The 15,387-nt window shown below is 39.1% G+C and carries 11 protein-coding genes, 13 tRNA genes, 2 rRNA genes, 1 pseudogene and 2 riboswitches; of the genes and pseudogenes, 25 read left to right on the top strand and 2 right to left on the bottom strand.

From position 1 onward, the window contains the following. The 16 genes from C9J35_RS13515 to C9J35_RS13590 form a co-directional block, all read left to right on the top strand. Positions 1-85, top strand: a 23S ribosomal RNA gene (locus C9J35_RS13515); the annotation flags it as partial. A gap of 67 nt (positions 86-152) precedes the next feature. Further along, a 5S ribosomal RNA gene (rrf, locus tag C9J35_RS13520) occupies positions 153-268 on the top strand. A 13-nt stretch (positions 269-281) separates the two neighbouring features. Then, positions 282-357: transfer RNA gene (locus C9J35_RS13525), tRNA-Val, on the top strand. A 5-nt stretch (positions 358-362) separates the two neighbouring features. Next, a tRNA-Thr gene (locus C9J35_RS13530) sits at positions 363-438 on the top strand. A 9-nt stretch (positions 439-447) separates the two neighbouring features. Continuing rightward, positions 448-531, top strand: a tRNA-Tyr gene (locus tag C9J35_RS13535). Positions 532-544: 13 nt separating this feature from the next. Continuing rightward, a tRNA-Trp gene (locus C9J35_RS13540) sits at positions 545-618 on the top strand. Between the two features lie 12 nt (positions 619-630). After that, positions 631-706, top strand: a tRNA-His gene (locus C9J35_RS13545). A gap of 90 nt (positions 707-796) precedes the next feature. Beyond that, positions 797-889: transfer RNA gene (locus tag C9J35_RS13550), tRNA-Ser, on the top strand. 168 nt (positions 890-1,057) lie between these two features. Further along, positions 1,058-1,132 (top strand) — tRNA-Met (locus C9J35_RS13555). A gap of 3 nt (positions 1,133-1,135) precedes the next feature. Next, positions 1,136-1,211: transfer RNA gene (locus C9J35_RS13560), tRNA-Asp, on the top strand. A gap of 136 nt (positions 1,212-1,347) precedes the next feature. After that, positions 1,348-1,423, top strand: a tRNA-Phe gene (locus C9J35_RS13565). A 3-nt stretch (positions 1,424-1,426) separates the two neighbouring features. After that, positions 1,427-1,500, top strand: a tRNA-Gly gene (locus tag C9J35_RS13570). 4 nt (positions 1,501-1,504) lie between these two features. After that, positions 1,505-1,581 (top strand) — tRNA-Ile (locus C9J35_RS13575). Between the two features lie 4 nt (positions 1,582-1,585). Beyond that, positions 1,586-1,662, top strand: a tRNA-Asn gene (locus C9J35_RS13580). Between the two features lies 1 nt (position 1,663). Then, positions 1,664-1,735, top strand: a tRNA-Glu gene (locus C9J35_RS13585). A 289-nt stretch (positions 1,736-2,024) separates the two neighbouring features. Beyond that, positions 2,025-3,071, top strand: a complete 1,047-nt coding sequence (locus C9J35_RS13590; RefSeq protein WP_054767916.1) for a nitric oxide synthase oxygenase — start codon at positions 2,025-2,027, stop codon at positions 3,069-3,071. A 45-nt stretch (positions 3,072-3,116) separates the two neighbouring features. On the opposite strand, the gene C9J35_RS13595 is transcribed toward C9J35_RS13590, so the two are convergent. Beyond that, complete coding sequence (locus tag C9J35_RS13595) at positions 3,117-4,322, bottom strand: CynX/NimT family MFS transporter (protein ID WP_107924919.1); 1,206 nt, start codon at positions 4,320-4,322, stop codon at positions 3,117-3,119. 179 nt (positions 4,323-4,501) lie between these two features. Further along, positions 4,502-4,678: riboswitch (Lysine riboswitch) on the top strand. A gap of 234 nt (positions 4,679-4,912) precedes the next feature. On the opposite strand from C9J35_RS13595, the gene C9J35_RS13600 reads away from it, so the two are divergent. The 5 genes and pseudogenes from C9J35_RS13600 (at position 4,913) to C9J35_RS13620 (ending at position 9,945) form a co-directional block, all read left to right on the top strand. Next, on the top strand, positions 4,913-6,376 hold the full coding sequence (locus C9J35_RS13600; RefSeq protein WP_107924920.1) for an amino acid permease: 1,464 nt from the start codon (positions 4,913-4,915) through the stop codon (positions 6,374-6,376). A 193-nt stretch (positions 6,377-6,569) separates the two neighbouring features. Next, a pseudogene (locus tag C9J35_RS13605) lies at positions 6,570-7,262 on the top strand (response regulator transcription factor). A gap of 4 nt (positions 7,263-7,266) precedes the next feature. Further along, entirely contained in the window at positions 7,267-8,202 is a 936-nt protein-coding gene (locus C9J35_RS13610) for a sensor histidine kinase (RefSeq protein WP_107924921.1), read from the top strand. A gap of 137 nt (positions 8,203-8,339) precedes the next feature. Continuing rightward, the gene (locus C9J35_RS13615; RefSeq protein ID WP_107924922.1) at positions 8,340-9,263 is read left to right on the top strand and encodes an ABC transporter ATP-binding protein; all 924 of its coding nucleotides are present in this window, start codon (positions 8,340-8,342) and stop codon (positions 9,261-9,263) included. Next, on the top strand, positions 9,256-9,945 hold the full coding sequence (locus C9J35_RS13620; RefSeq protein WP_107924923.1) for an ABC transporter permease: 690 nt from the start codon (positions 9,256-9,258) through the stop codon (positions 9,943-9,945). The genes C9J35_RS13615 and C9J35_RS13620 overlap by 8 nt, the downstream gene beginning before the upstream one ends. A gap of 110 nt (positions 9,946-10,055) precedes the next feature. On the opposite strand, the gene C9J35_RS13625 is transcribed toward C9J35_RS13620, so the two are convergent. Further along, a complete protein-coding gene (locus tag C9J35_RS13625) occupies positions 10,056-11,321 on the bottom strand; it encodes an Nramp family divalent metal transporter (protein ID WP_107924924.1) in 1,266 nt (421 codons plus the stop codon). A gap of 337 nt (positions 11,322-11,658) precedes the next feature. On the opposite strand from C9J35_RS13625, the gene C9J35_RS13630 reads away from it, so the two are divergent. From C9J35_RS13630 to C9J35_RS13645, 4 genes are all read left to right on the top strand, one after another. Next, positions 11,659-12,354, top strand: a complete 696-nt coding sequence (locus C9J35_RS13630) for a response regulator transcription factor (RefSeq protein WP_107924925.1) — start codon at positions 11,659-11,661, stop codon at positions 12,352-12,354. Then, positions 12,344-13,636 carry a sensor histidine kinase gene (locus C9J35_RS13635; protein ID WP_107924926.1) on the top strand — a complete coding sequence of 431 codons (1,293 nt, stop codon included), beginning with the start codon at positions 12,344-12,346 and terminating at the stop codon, positions 13,634-13,636. The genes C9J35_RS13630 and C9J35_RS13635 overlap by 11 nt, the downstream gene beginning before the upstream one ends. After that, positions 13,633-14,310: a PepSY domain-containing protein gene (locus C9J35_RS13640; protein WP_235616313.1), complete on the top strand. Its 678-nt coding sequence runs from the start codon at positions 13,633-13,635 to the stop codon at positions 14,308-14,310. Before C9J35_RS13635 ends, C9J35_RS13640 begins: the two co-directional genes overlap by 4 nt. 110 nt (positions 14,311-14,420) lie before the next feature. Further along, a complete protein-coding gene (locus C9J35_RS13645; protein WP_107924928.1) occupies positions 14,421-14,960 on the top strand; it encodes a PepSY domain-containing protein in 540 nt (179 codons plus the stop codon). Positions 14,961-15,157: 197 nt separating this feature from the next. Further along, positions 15,158-15,308, top strand: a riboswitch (cyclic di-AMP (ydaO/yuaA leader). The last annotated feature ends 79 nt before the right edge of the window (positions 15,309-15,387 follow it).

Genomic DNA, 15,387 nt, shown 5'->3' on the forward strand with positions numbered 1-15,387 from the left:
AAAGACGATGAGGTAGATAGGTTCGAGGTGGAAGTGTGGTGACACATGGAGCTGACGAATACTAATCGATCGAGGACTTAACCAAAATGTTTGAAACATTCAATGCACCGTTTATCCAGTTTTGAAATAATAAGTTCTTTTAACTAAATAAGTGAAGTGATGATGGCAAAGAGGTCACACCCGTTCCCATACCGAACACGGAAGTTAAGCTCTTTAGCGCCGATGGTAGTTGGGGGCTTCCCCCTGCGAGAGTAGGACGTCGCTTCGCTTATTTTTTATGTGGAGGATTAGCTCAGCTGGGAGAGCATCTGCCTTACAAGCAGAGGGTCGGCGGTTCGAGCCCGTCATCCTCCACCATTTTTGCCGGTGTAGCTCAGTTGGTAGAGCAACTGACTTGTAATCAGTAGGTCGTGGGTTCGACTCCTATCGCCGGCACCATGTATTGCCGGAGGGGTAGCGAAGTGGCTAAACGCGGCGGACTGTAAATCCGCTCCTTAGGGTTCGGCGGTTCGAATCCGTCCCCCTCCACCAGTTTTTAATTCATAGGGGCATAGTTCAACGGTAGAATAGAGGTCTCCAAAACCTTTGGTGTGGGTTCGATTCCTACTGCCCCTGCCAATTAATTTCATGGCGGTTGTGGCGAAGTGGTTAACGCACCTGATTGTGGTTCAGGCATTCGTGGGTTCGATTCCCATCAGTCGCCCCATTTTAGAATATTGCAAGTTGTAAGCCAATGAATTTTGATTTATTATAAAAAGGTTCAGGTCTACAAAATCCACCATTTATATATTGTTACGGAGGTATACCCAAGTCTGGCTGAAGGGATCGGTCTTGAAAACCGACAGGCGGGTAACACCGCGCGGGGGTTCGAATCCCTCTACCTCCTCCAATTTATATTTTATAAATGGTGTTCTAAAAGCTCGGTATAAATAATATTGTCGTGGGGTGGAGCAAATCGCAATACGAAGATTGCGATTAACGTCGACGCAAGCAAAGCGTGGAAGACGTCATCTTACATTAAGCGTATCATCATGTTATTTATAACGATTCATATTATCGCGGGGTGGAGCAGTGGTAGCTCGTCGGGCTCATAACCCGAAGGTCGTTGGTTCAAATCCGGCCCCCGCAACCAAATGGTCCCGTGGTGTAGCGGTTAACATGCCTGCCTGTCACGCAGGAGATCGCCGGTTCGATCCCGGTCGGGACCGCCATTTTTATAATAAGAGATTCATGATAAGCAAAAAGATTGAAGAAGCAAACGAGTGCATGAAGGAGCGTACTTACAGTATGTGACTGAATAAACGAGACTGGCTGATAAAGATATTTGCAGCTTAGCATGGAACGTATGGGTCAGTAGCTCAGTTGGTAGAGCATTAGATTGAAGCTCTAAGTGTCGGCGGTTCGATTCCGTCCTGACCCACCATATGCGGGTGTAGTTTAATGGTAAAACCTCAGCCTTCCAAGCTGATGTCGTGAGTTCGATTCTCATCACCCGCTCCAAATGGGGCCTATAGCTCAGCTGGTTAGAGCGCACGCCTGATAAGCGTGAGGTCGATGGTTCGAGTCCATTTAGGCCCACCATTATTCCGAAGTAGCTCAGTTGGTAGTAGCACCTGACTGTTAATCAGGTTGTCGCAGGTTCGAGTCCTGCCTTCGGAGCCATGGCCCCTTGGTCAAGCGGTTAAGACACCGCCCTTTCACGGCGGTAACACGGGTTCGAATCCCGTAGGGGTCATCAAGCATGTAGCATGTTGTTGCTATATGCTTTTTTTTGATTTTTTTGTGTCCTACGTGAGTTTACGCCTACAGTTATAGATTGTAGAGGGGTATAACAATCTTTTTCATCATTCTTTAATAGAGATAAAGTCTAAGATTTTATAGTGGCAAAAATATAATTGAAAAAAGTATGAGCTTAAATTTGAACAAAGTATTTCATATATGCAATATGTATGTTTTCTAGTAGATTTTTTCATGGTGAATCCTGTGCCATTGTTCTAATATGAGAATAGATGGAGGAAATCGACATGAATTTACTAGAGGTACAGCGGTTTTTAGCACTTTATCAATCAGAACAAAATGAGTCCGAAACATGGCTGGCAAATAGATTACAACAGGTGGAATCTGAAGGGGAGTATAACCCGACAACAGAAGAATTAGTTTTTGGAGCACGGGTAGCATGGCGTAACAGTAATAAATGCATTGGTCGTTTATTTTGGCAATCGCTACATGTTGTTGATGCACGGGATATCTTAGATGAGCAGTCCATTTTTGAAACTTTGCTGGCACATATTCAGTATGCAACAAATGATGGGAAAATCCGTCCGACAATTACGGTGTTTGCACCAGAACGTGTGCGTATATGGAATCATCAGCTTATTCGTTATGCAGGCTATGAAACGCAAGAGGGAATCGTTGGTGATTCACATTCTATCGCTTTCACAAAAATATGCAAATCGCTAGGCTGGCAAGGTGAGGGAACAGCGTTTGATGTATTGCCCCTGATTGTGCAAGTAGATCAGCGAACACCACAATTATTTACAATCCCACCTGAATATATTTTAGAAGTCCCTATTCGTCATCCACAATATTCAAAGGTCGAGGCGCTTGACTTAAAATGGTATGCTGTACCAATTATATCGAGCATGCGCTTTCAGATGGCAGGAATTGATTTTCAAGCGGCACCATTTAATGGCTGGTATATGGGCACAGAGATTGGTGCACGCAATTTAGCCGATCACGATCGCTATAACATGCTACCAGCAATAGCAGAAATATTTGGGTTGGATATGACAAAGCAGGTATCACTATGGAGAGATCGTGCATTAGTTGAGTTGAATATTGCAGTGCTGCATTCCTTTAAAGAAGACGGCGTTAGCATAGTGGATCATCACACGGCAGCACAACAGTTTAAGCTATTTGAAGAAGCAGAAGAGAAGGCAGGACGAGAGCTAACAGGTAATTGGGCATGGCTAATTCCGCCACTATCGCCCGCTGCAACACATATCTTTCATAAGCCTTTCGTCAATGTTTACAATACGCCAAACTATTTTTATCAGAAGCCCCCTTACTGAATAGAACAGGCAGCACATCAGAAGCACATGAGCTGCCTTTTTTATTTAATTCACATATTCATTCTTAGATGCTCTCATAGAGCAGAAGAAGAGTAGTAATGCCACCACAACGAAGAGCCAGCCAGCGATGTTCCAGCCTCCAAATAAATCATGCAGATAACCAAATAAGATTGGTCCAACTGCTGCTAGTAAATAACCAATAGATTGTGCAAAGCCAGATAAATCAGCTGCTTCGTAGGCCGTGCGTGTACGTAGAGTGAAAAACATCATGGCTAACGCAAATGAAGCTCCCCCGGCTAAGCCAAGAAGCATCATCCAAAGAACTGCAAGACTTGTCCATTCCATTACTAAACCAATAAAGCCAATAACATAAAACACTGTAAAAATTATGACAAGAGGACGTTGGGATTTCATTTTGCTTGCAATAATAGGTACAACTAGCGCCATAGGTATCTGTGAAAACTGCATTGTTGAAAACATCCAGCCAGCACGATCGGCAGCGAGTCCTTGGGCAATATAAATTTCAGGTATCCATGCCGCCGTTGTATAAAATATGAGTGATTGTAACCCCATTGCCCCCGTTACAGCCCAAGTTACCGGTGATTTCCATAATGGTATACGCGCTTTCGTAGATACGAAAGCAACTTCGGGTTTATTCGATTTTAATTGTGGTATCCAAACTATAATGGTAAAGACAACTAGAATAAGAGCTATTGCGAGAGCTCCTTGCCAACCAAGAAAAGAATTGGCTACTGGATAACTAACACCAGCCCCTACACCTGCTGACAGGTTCATAGACACTGTGAAGAATGCCATTAGTAAACCGACGTGGTAAGGAAATTTCAGTTTCAGTAAACCTGGTATAAGCACATTACCAAAAGAAATCGCAACCCCAATTAGTACGGTTCCGAGAACGAGTAGTGCAGTTGTACCAAGGGATCGAGTGATAATGCCAAATGCTAATAAAATTGTTGATAAAAACAATGTCAATTCTAAACCTAATTTGCGTGCAACGACTGGGGCAAATGGTGATATAATCGCAAACGCTAGTAATGGAATTGTTGTCAAAAAGCCGGCGAGTACGTTGGAAATGCCAAGGCCTTCACGAATGAAGGAAATAATTGGACCAACGACAGTTAGTGGCATCCGTAGTGTAGAAGCTATAAAAATAACACCAATGACAAGTAATAGCGTTTTTCCCTTCCAGCTAATTTTTTTGCTAGGATAAGTAGCATGTTCATTAGTTGCCAAAATAAGTCCTCCTTGAATTAAAACAATAATAATTCGAACAACTATACCACTTTACCACATTATTAAAAATAGTAGAAAATTCTTAAAATATTGAATACTACTATTGTTATTGAAATGTCTAAGGTCGTATGATAAACTGAGTAGCATCATAAATTTAATAATTATATGCCTCATGTTTGTATTGAGGTAGAGGTCGCGGTGTTTAAAAGTATGCTAACGGAAATGACAAGCATTAAAGATGTTAGCTGAAAGGAAATACCGCCGAAGTGTGAGGGGACTTGAAAACCTCATGCTGGGGCTGTTTCCGAAAGGAACAGAACTGTCACGTTGGAATGACGTGTTGCGCTATCATTTGAAAGAACTGGGGATTAACTTAGCCATCACAACGTTCATACGTTTATGTGATGGCGTTTTTTTATTTCTTTACGGTAGGTATGTGATTACCTACTGACTAAAGTAGAATCTCCGCTGACTGATAGGTACGCATTTTACTGTACCTAATTCGCCAATGTTATGATGTGCGAACACAATGGGTACAATTACGTCGAGGTGAATATGAGTACCTCTTATAAAAGGAAGGAAGCTTTAACGTGAGTGAAATAAAAGTTAATCAGCTTGGACATAAACCGCCAAAGCTAAAAAAAGAATTAAAAAGTCGTCATATAACAATGATTTCGCTAGGCGGCACAATTGGTACTGGACTATTTTTGGCAAGTGGTGGTGCCATTGCACAGGCAGGCCCTGGTGGCGCACTACTTGCTTACGCCTTAATCGGTATTATGGTGTATTTTTTAATGACAAGCCTAGGGGAAATGGCTGCCTACATGCCATCCTCGGGTTCGTTTAGTACGTATGCCAGTAAATTTGTAGATCCAGCACTAGGTTTTGCACTTGGTTGGAATTACTGGTATAACTGGGCCATTACGATCGCAGCAGAAATTGCAGCTGTCTCACTAATCATGAAATACTGGTTCCCAGATAGCTCGTCAGCACTTTGGACAGTATTGTTTATTGCTATAGTACTATCATTTAACCTTCTATCAGTAAAAAGCTACGGTGAGAGTGAATATTGGTTTGCAATGATAAAGGTTGCAACGGTTATTATCTTCATTATTGTCAGTATTCTGATGATATTTGGTATTTTGGGCGGGCAAGCACCCGTCGGCTTCACGAATTTCTTCATTAGTGATGGGCCTTTCCATGGTGGCTTCCTTGCTACATTTGGTATTTTCTTAGCAGCGGGATTCTCGTTCCAAGGGACAGAGCTACTTGGTATTACGGCTGGGGAAACAGATGACCCAGGGAAAAATATTCCTAAAGCAGTGAAATCTGTGTTCTGGCGTATTATCTTATTCTATATTTTAGCGATTGCAGCCATTGGGATGCTTATTCCGTTTACAGATGCACGTTTACTATCTGAAGACATTGCAGTCTCTCCATTTACACTAGTATTTGATCGATTAGGTATCGCCTTTGCAGCTTCACTGATGAATGCCATTATTTTAACAGCTATGCTATCAGCGGGAAATTCAGGGCTCTATGCGTCATCGCGTATGCTATGGCAATTAGCTGTTGATGGACATGCACCGAAAGTCTTCATGAAGTTAAGTCGCCGTGGAATACCAATTTATGCTTTAATGGCGACATTAGCAGTAGGCAGTCTTGCGTTTCTAGCGTCCTTTTTTGGTGATGGGGTTGTCTATATATGGCTGCTTAATGCCTCGGGTATGTCAGGCTTTATCGCATGGCTCGGTATCGCCTATAGCCACTACCGTTTCCGTAGAGCTTTCGAGGCTCAAGGTCTAGATTCGAAATTACTACCCTATAAAGCGAAGCTATATCCATTTGGTCCGATTTTTGCCTTTACAGTGTGTATGATTGTTGTAGTCGGTCAAAACTACACAGCCTTTACAGGTGAAACAATTGACTGGTATGGCATACTGGTTTCATATATTGGAATACCGCTGTTTTTAGCATTATGGATTGGCTTTAAAGTAAAAAATAAAACGAAAATGATTCCACTTAAGGATTGTGATTTGAACGTGGAAAAATAGCTAATGGAGCTATCCTGTAAGTCATTGTAAAATGGCTAATAGGATAGCTTTTTTAGTAGTAAATAAAATAATCTTAAATTTTTTTAATATGGTAAGGTATTATAGATACGGAAGGTTAAATAGACATTTGTTTAGATATGATCTGTTTATTATACATAAAAAGTTTCTCTTAAGAAGAGAAGAGGTGCACATTATGCAAAAACATATATTACTAGTAGAAGACGATGAAGCCATCCGAGAAATGGTGGAAAAATTTTTATTGATGGAGGGATTTGTCGTTTCCTCTGTTTCAAATGGTGAAGAAGCTGTACAACAATGTTTAAGTACTTCGTTTGATTTAGTCATTTTGGATATTATGATACCAAAACTTGATGGATTAGAAGTTTTAAAGATTATTCGTCAGCAAGAGGCACTTCCAATTATTATTATGTCTGCAAAAGATAGTGATGTCGATAAAGCGCTAGGATTAGGGTTGGGAGCAGACGATTATATTGCAAAGCCATTTTCAATGTTGGAGTTTTCAGCGAGGGTAAAAGCGGCGATTAGACGAGCGACCAAGTATTCGAATCAGATTGAAGAAAAGCAAGATGTATTAATCGTCGGTGATTTATCAATTAATGTAACTAATTTTTCAGTTGAAAAAAATTAGCAAATAGTAAAACTTACCTCAAAGGAGTTTGGAATTTTAAAGCTGTTTGCCACAAATCGTAATCGAGTATTTACAAAGCAGCAAATCTATCAGCAGATTTGGAATGATGAATATTATGGTGATGAAAATATTATCAATGTCCATATAAGAAGGCTACGAGAAAAAATTGAAGATGATCCATCCAATCCCCAATATATTAAGACATTATGGGGAATTGGCTATAAGTTAGAAGGTTGATTGTATGGTTTTGTTGTTATCTATGATTATTGTATTACTCATTGGGATTATTGGTTTTCAGGTCAAAGAAAAGAAAAAACAAAATGCTACTATTTATTACATGCATAATAAGCTGCAATCAATAATGACTGAACAAACAAATGAGAAAATTTTAGTTTCGACGACGAATAGTGAAATAAAACAATTACTGAATGCCATGAATACATTACTGAATCATAATCAAAGAATATTGGCCACGCATCGAAAAATGGAAGGTTCTATGAAAAAGATGCTTGCTAATATTTCACATGATCTCAAAACACCACTGACAGTAGTCCTAGGCTATATTGAGATACTTCAACTAGACAAGCCAATCAGCAATGACGAGCGGCAAAGATTGCTGGCAGGTGTTCATACAAAAACACTGGAGGTATTGTGCATTATTCATTCCTTTTTCGATCTTGCTAAAATTGAAGCGGGCGATACCGATTATCCTATAACCAAAATAAATGTAAGTGAAATATGTAGAAAAAATATCCTCTCATTATACGATTTAGTGACGTCAAAGGGGCTAGAAATTGACATTGATATTCCAGAAAAACCAATTTTTGCACTTGGTAATGAGGAAGCGCTAGATAGAATATTGAACAATTTACTGTCCAATGCACTTGCTTATGGCGCAGAAGGAAATATGATTGGAATAGTTGTAAGAAAGGATAGTGCAAATATTTATATAGACGTTTGGGATCGTGGGAAGGGGATCAATGAATACCAAGCTGATTATGTTTTTGAAAGAATGTATACACTTGAAGATTCAAGAAATAAATCATTTCAAGGGAGTGGGCTTGGCTTAACGATAACGAAGCGACTTGTAGAAATAATGAATGGCTCCATTCATCTTTCAAGTATCCCCTATGAGAAAACAATTTTTACTGTTTCTTTAAAAAGAATGACATATTAAGCAACTCTGCTTGTAGAGCTGATAATGCTCTACAGGCTTTTCTTCTGCATTTAAGAAATAAGTAAGAATTGAGTAATAAAATAGAGAGTTTTACTTTTTATAATAAAGAAAGACACATACTTAGGGGGGATTTAAAAATGACTTATATTGTAAAGACTAATCAACTTACAAAAGTATATGAGGGCAATGAAGTTGTAGCGAATGTCAATTTGCATGTGAAGAAGGGGGAGATATACGGTTTTTTGGGTCCCAATGGTGCAGGGAAAACGACAGTAATGAAAATGTTAACAAACCTTATTAAGCCAACAAGTGGGGATATCGAAATTTTTGGTGAAAAATTAACAGATCAATCCTACGAAGTGCTAAAAAGGATGGGAACTATTATAGAATATCCAATTTTCTACGAGAAATTAACGGCTAGGGAAACCTTGGAACTGCATTGTGAATATATGGGTTATTACAATAAAAATGAAATTAGTCATGTACTTGATTTAGTAAAGCTAACAAATACGGATAAGAAACGTGTAAAAGACTTTTCACTTGGTATGAAACAGCGATTGGGCATTGCACGAGCAATTATTACAAAACCGGAATTACTTATCTTGGATGAGCCAATTAACGGTCTTGATCCAATTGGAATTAAGGAGCTTCGTGAGTTATTCATGATGCTTTGTAAAGAATATGGCATAACAATTATAGTTTCTAGTCACATTTTAGGAGAAATTGAACAATTAGCTGACACGATTGGTGTAATTAATAATGGTAGATTAATAATAGAGGTATCAATGGATAATGTCAACCGTAGCCAAACAGAGTATATTGAAATGTTTGTGAGTGATGGGAAGAAAGCTGCTTTCATTTTAGAGAATAAATTAAAGATATCAAACTTTAAACTAATTGATGGGCATTGTATTCGGATTTATGAAACGTCCACTTCTCAAAAGGATATTTCAAAAACATTCATTGAACATGATATTGATATTGAAGGAATTAGCAAGAAAACAAGCTCATTAGAAGATTATTTCTTAAAAATAATTAATGGGGGTGTAGTAAGTGCTTAATTTAATGCGTTTAGAGATGAAGAAGTATCAGTTAGGCTCCTATGTAAAAGCAGCTATCATTGCAAATTTCGTCATAGCAGGTTTTATGTTTATGATCCTGTTTATCTCGAAAATAGAAGAAGATAGTGCTATCGAAAACTATCAGATAGCACTAACTGTCATTGACTCTTTTGTAAGAGGTGTATTTATTGTCTTTGCTGCTACATTAATTGCCAAACTGATTATTGGAGAATATAAAAATCGAACAATCACTACAGCATTTATGTATCCGATAAAGAGAAAAAAATTGATTGCCGCCAAGCTTGCAATTGTCATTATATTTACATTCGTTGCTATTATTGTTTCTAATGTATTTATTACTACTATATTTTGTTTGGTTAGTACGACCTATCAATTAATCCCGGATACGTTAACAATGACAGTGGTTATGCAACAAATCCCTTCCACGTTTATGAATGCTATTGCAGCAACAGGAATGTCTCTAATTCCTTTGTACTTTGGTATGAAAAAATATTCGATTCCAACAACAATACTTTCATCCTTATTAATTGTCATGGTCGTATCCTCTAATACGGGTAACTTTTCTTTAAATGACATTATAGTTATCCCGATAACATTAGCAATCATCGGTATTATCATTGCCTACTTATCCATTCGAAATATTGAAAGCGTAGATGTTTAAGGTGCCAGGCACCCAAACAATGGCACCCAAACAATTCTGACAATTTAACATAATAGCCCCTAAGCCAGGAACTTTAACAATGTTACTTTGTTAGAGTTTCTGGCATTTTTTTATGCAAATATAGTTTCCCATAATAAATAAATATTTAGCGCAACAACTATTACTACCACAATCCAACCTAGTCCAGTTGTTACACGATGATTGACAAGACTGCCCATAATGTCTCTTTTACTTGTAAACATGACAAGAGGCACAAGAGCAAAAGCAATACCAAATGATAGAATGACTTGACTTAGCACAAGTGCATAAGTAGCATTGACGCCAGATGCAATAATGGCAATTGGGGGAATCATAGTAATTGCTCGGCGTAAGTACAATGGAATTTTTCTTCGAATAAAGCCCTGCATAACTACGTCCCCTGCTAATGTCCCGACAGAAGAACTTGCCAGCCCTGCAATGAGAAGCCCAAGCCCAAAGGAGACTGCTGCCATCGGGCCAAGTGCATCACGTAATCCGTTATAGGCTATATCTAAATCCTCTACTACTAATCCTTGTGTATGGAACACAGCTGCTGCAATGATTAACATACTCATATTAATCGCACCAGCAATAACCATCGCGATGACAATATCGATAAACTCAAAGCGGAAAATTCTGCGTTTTTCCCCATCATTTCGCCCAACAACACGGCTTTGTGTTAATGAAGAATGTAAATAAATAGCGTGTGGCATAACCGTCGCGCCTAAAATACCTGTTGCAAGTAATAGAGAGTCAACACCTTCAAATTGTGGTGTGAAAATTCCTATTGCTACATCGCCCCAATTCGGTTGCGCTAAAAATGTTTGGAAAGCGAATGCTAATACGACAATTAACACCATACCAGAAATACCTGCCTCAAATGCTCTAAAACCTCTACGTTGTAATTCTAGAATAGCAAATGACCCGACTGCGGTAATAAGTGCGGCTGGAAGCATCGGAATGTTAAACAATAAGTAAAGGCCGAGTGCTGCTCCAATGAACTCCGCAAGATCAGTTGCGATGATAACCAATTCAGCTTGTATCCATAGAAAGATTGATGTTTTTTTAGAAAAGTGCTCACGTGAGACTTCCGGTAAATTCTTTCCAGTCGCTATGCCTAATTTTGCTGATAATGATTGAATGAGTACAGCCATTAAATTTGAAAATGCGATGACCCACAGAAGTAAATAACCGTACTGTGAGCCAGCCGTAATATTTGTTGCAAAGTTGCCAGGATCTATATAGGCAACAGCTGCGATGAAGGCTGGGCCAAGGAAGGGGAGAATGCGTCTCCAACCTTGAATATCGCCATCTAAAACCGCCTCAGCTGTCGGCTTAATATTGCGTTTATAAACCATAACGTTCCCTCGTTTCAAAAAGTATCTCAAAAGAAATAAAGTTTCCCTAAGGAAAAATAATATACTACTATTCTATAGCTTGAACTGATAAATGTGAAGTTGTTTGCTCATTTCTAAAAAAAAATTAGATGACAGCAAAGTTTCATTGCTCTAAGGTACCTCTCTTCCTAAGGTAGATGTTGCAGTCCTAGCGGGGGATTTCTATGTTTTACTCTAAGGTGTTTAAGGATGACATGTTTTGATGTCACTGTTCTTCACTGTTCTCATCATTTTCTAATTAGACTTTGACACCCAATGTAGTTTACGATGAAAATAAAACGGTGAGGAATGACACCACATGACGAATCGAATATTAATTATAGAAGACGAAGAAAGCATTGCTCGTGTATTGCAATTAGAGCTTCAATTTGAGGGTTATGAGGCAGAAATGGCTCATACGGGAACGGACGGCTTGCTGAAATATCGTGAACAACAATGGGACTTGATCCTTCTGGATGTCATGTTGCCGGAGATGAGCGGGATTGATGTACTAAAGCGTATTCGTGCAACAGAGTTGCAAACACCTGTTATTATGCTTACAGCTAAAAGTGATGTTGAGGATAAGGTAAAGGGCCTGGACTTGGGGGCGAATGATTATATAACAAAGCCATTTGAAATTGAAGAATTACTCGCTCGTATTCGGACAGCATTAAGATTTTCACAAAAAATTAATGGCCAAGAAGTAGCACAACTGTATGGACAGTTATCTATCGATGAACAAACAAGAGAGGTTGTTTATTACGGTAACAATGTACAACTAACACCACGTGAGTATGACCTACTTTTATATTTACTGAAGCACCCTAAGCAAGTACTAACGCGGGAGCAGATTTTAGAGGCTGTATGGGGCTACGATTATTACGGTGATACGAATGTTGTAGATGTCTATATTCGTTATGTACGTCACAAGCTTGAAACTGCTAGCAATGAGCCAATAATCCATACGGTGCGCGGTGTTGGGTATGTGCTAAAGGAGCACAAGCATGAGACTTAAAACAAAAATCCATCTGCTCACAACGCTATTGATGTTGGTGATTTTAGTAGCGACTAACAGTGGCATTTACTTTTTATATGAGAAACTTGCTGATAATACTGAAGAAAAGCAGCTACAGCAGCGTGCAGATGAGCTCAGTACCGCACTCAGTCAACTAGATGAACAAAGCAATTTGCAGCAGGTTTTACGCGCATATATGCCAACGGACGGAGCTGTTTATATCTATGATGGAGAGCAGTTGAAGATGAAGGTACAAACGACACTAAATATGCCGGACGTACCTTACATTACGTATGATATGCCTGTAATTTGGACTGATGGGACTGTAGTACAAGTTGAGTTAATGCAGTCAATGGAAGAAGTAGCTAACATGATGGGCCTACTTAAAATCATTTTAGTCGTGGTAACACTGGTGGCAATGATTCCTATCTTTTTAGCGAGCCTTGCGCTTAGTAATTTGATTTTACAGCCGCTTGAACGATTAAGTCAGACAATGAAAAAAAGCGCTGAGACAGGGACATATGAAAAAATTGAAATCCTCGATAAAAATCGTGATGAGCTTACTGAAATTAGCTATACATTTAATGGCATGATGGAAAAGCTTGAACAGCACTACCAAAAACAACAGCAGTTTGTCTCGAATGCTTCACACGAGTTAAAAACACCTATTACAGTTATTGAAAGCTATGCAAAATTACTGTTACGTAGAGGTTTTGACAATAAAGAAGTCGCACAAGAATCTCTCCAAGCGATTGTAAATGAATCCGCGCATATGCATGAAATGGTGCTACAATTATTAGATTTAGCGAAAAACAAAGAGCAACTTGCTGTGCATTATGTACAATTAGAGCTTAATCCGTTACTAAAAAAGGCTGCGTCACAAATGCAACAAGCGTATCATCGCTCATTTATTGTTGATACAGAGATGCCCAAATATATTTATAGTGATGAGAAAATAGTGAAGCAACTTCTTTTCATTTTGCTTGATAATGCGCGCAAATACAGCGATGGTGAGGTACAGTTACGTGCAACAGAAACCCCAAGCCATGTCCTTATCACCATTCAGGATTTTGGTATCGGTATTCCAGAAGCACATATCCCACATTTATTTGAGCGCTTTTATCGAGTAGCAGAGGACCGCAATCGAAAAACTGGAGGTACAGGTTTAGGGCTAGCTATTGCGCAGGAGCTTGCCGATCAGCTAGCTATTACAATTGAGGTCAAAAGTATAGTTGGGAAGGGTTCTTCCTTTACACTGCACGTGCCGAAGGAGGAGCAATGATGAAAAAATGGACGATTCCAGTTTCGATAATGATCATTTTATGCAGTTTTTCACTATGGTTTCTGCAAGATCGTTTCTTTCGCGATAAACCGCTAGGAGAAGCAGAGGCAATTTCACGTATCGAAGAGCTTTATAATGGACAAGTGGAGCATATTAAGAAAAGAGGAGAGAACTACGAAATAGTTTTTTTCCGAGGTGGTGCTACCTATGCTATTGAGTTGAATCAGCATACACAACAGGTAAGTAATTTAAAAATTAAAAAGCCCGCTAATAAACTGCTCACAGAGCAAGAAATTCGGCCAAGAGCATTAGCCCATACTCCTGGTATGATAGACAGTGTAACCTTAACTGACACTACCTATATGGTGCAAATTAAGAAAGAAGATATGGTGAAAAAGCTTACGCTTGATGCTTATACTGGAAAGGTATTAACAGAGGTAGAGGTGCAGCAGGTGACAGAGCCTGATGAAGGAACGAGTGTAATTTCCAAGCAGCAGGCGATTCAAATTGCCTTACAGCAGCTAAATGGCGAAGTTGATTCGGTTGATTATGAGAAAACAGAAGATGGCGGTTATTACTTAGTGGAAATCGAAACCGACAAGGATGAGGCTGTTTTTCAAATACATGCAGTTTCTGGTAAAGTGTTGTCAGTTACTTGGGACAACGATCATTAAAGAGCTGATATAAAGAAAAAGGTCTTCTCATGAAATTCTAATCTTTCTCTTATTGTCCTATCATCTTTACTTGATAAGCTAAGGATAGATAAAACAAAGGAGAGATGGATATGAAAAAAATCGTTATAATTCCGGCAATAGTTGGTGTCCTTGGCATTGGTGCGGTAATTGGCTCGACATCTTTATTAACAGGGAATGCACAAGAGAAAAAGATTCTAACAATGCAAGAAATTGAGAAAAAGGCATTATCAGTAGTAAATGGTACGGTGTCAGACATCGAATTCGAAAAGAATCGTTACAATTCTGTATACGAAGTAGAGGTTCGCACTGAAACGGAAGAATATGACTTGAAATTCGATGCCGTTACAGGAAAGTTGTTGAAGCAAAAGAAAGAACGATTAGACAATGATGATTTAGATGACGATATGGGGGGAAATCTCCAAGCTACGACTAACACTACAGCAACTACAATAACAAAAGAGCAGGCAATAGAAAAAGCTTTAACGAAGGCAAAGGGTACAGTGACAAAAATCAAGATGGATGATGGCGTTTATGAAATTGAAATCGTAGACGGACAGCTTGAATATGAAATAGACATCAATGCTTTGACAGGCGAAATTGTGAGTTTTGAACAAGATATTGAAGATTAAAATCGGACAGCTACCTTAAAAGTGAGTGTATACTTTTAAGGTAGTTTTTTACGTTAAGAAGGGGATGGAAATCGTTCAGCACTCTTTGTTGGCTAAGGTACTGATAAGCTATCTTAAAAGAATATACAATACCTATACTTTTCACCTTTACTTTTTCAATTGACAAGCGTAATATGACATCATTATAAAAGTTTCAAATTTCTAAATCGCTGAAGCAAATAGACGCGGGGGAACCAATTTCGTGGATTGTATAGGCAATCCTTGGGGTGAATCTCTTTATTACTGAAGAGTAGGGCTACTCATGGCCCGAATCCGACAGCTAACCCCGTAAGCGTTAAGAGCAGAAAAATTGAAGCTTGCAGACGAAAAAACGTCTACAAGTCGTATTTAGTGATGACTTGTAGACGTTTTTTATCTTCATTCAGCT

Origin of the sequence: Lysinibacillus parviboronicapiens (assembly GCF_003049575.1) — a bacterium.
Lineage (GTDB): Bacteria > Bacillota > Bacilli > Bacillales_A > Planococcaceae > Lysinibacillus > Lysinibacillus parviboronicapiens.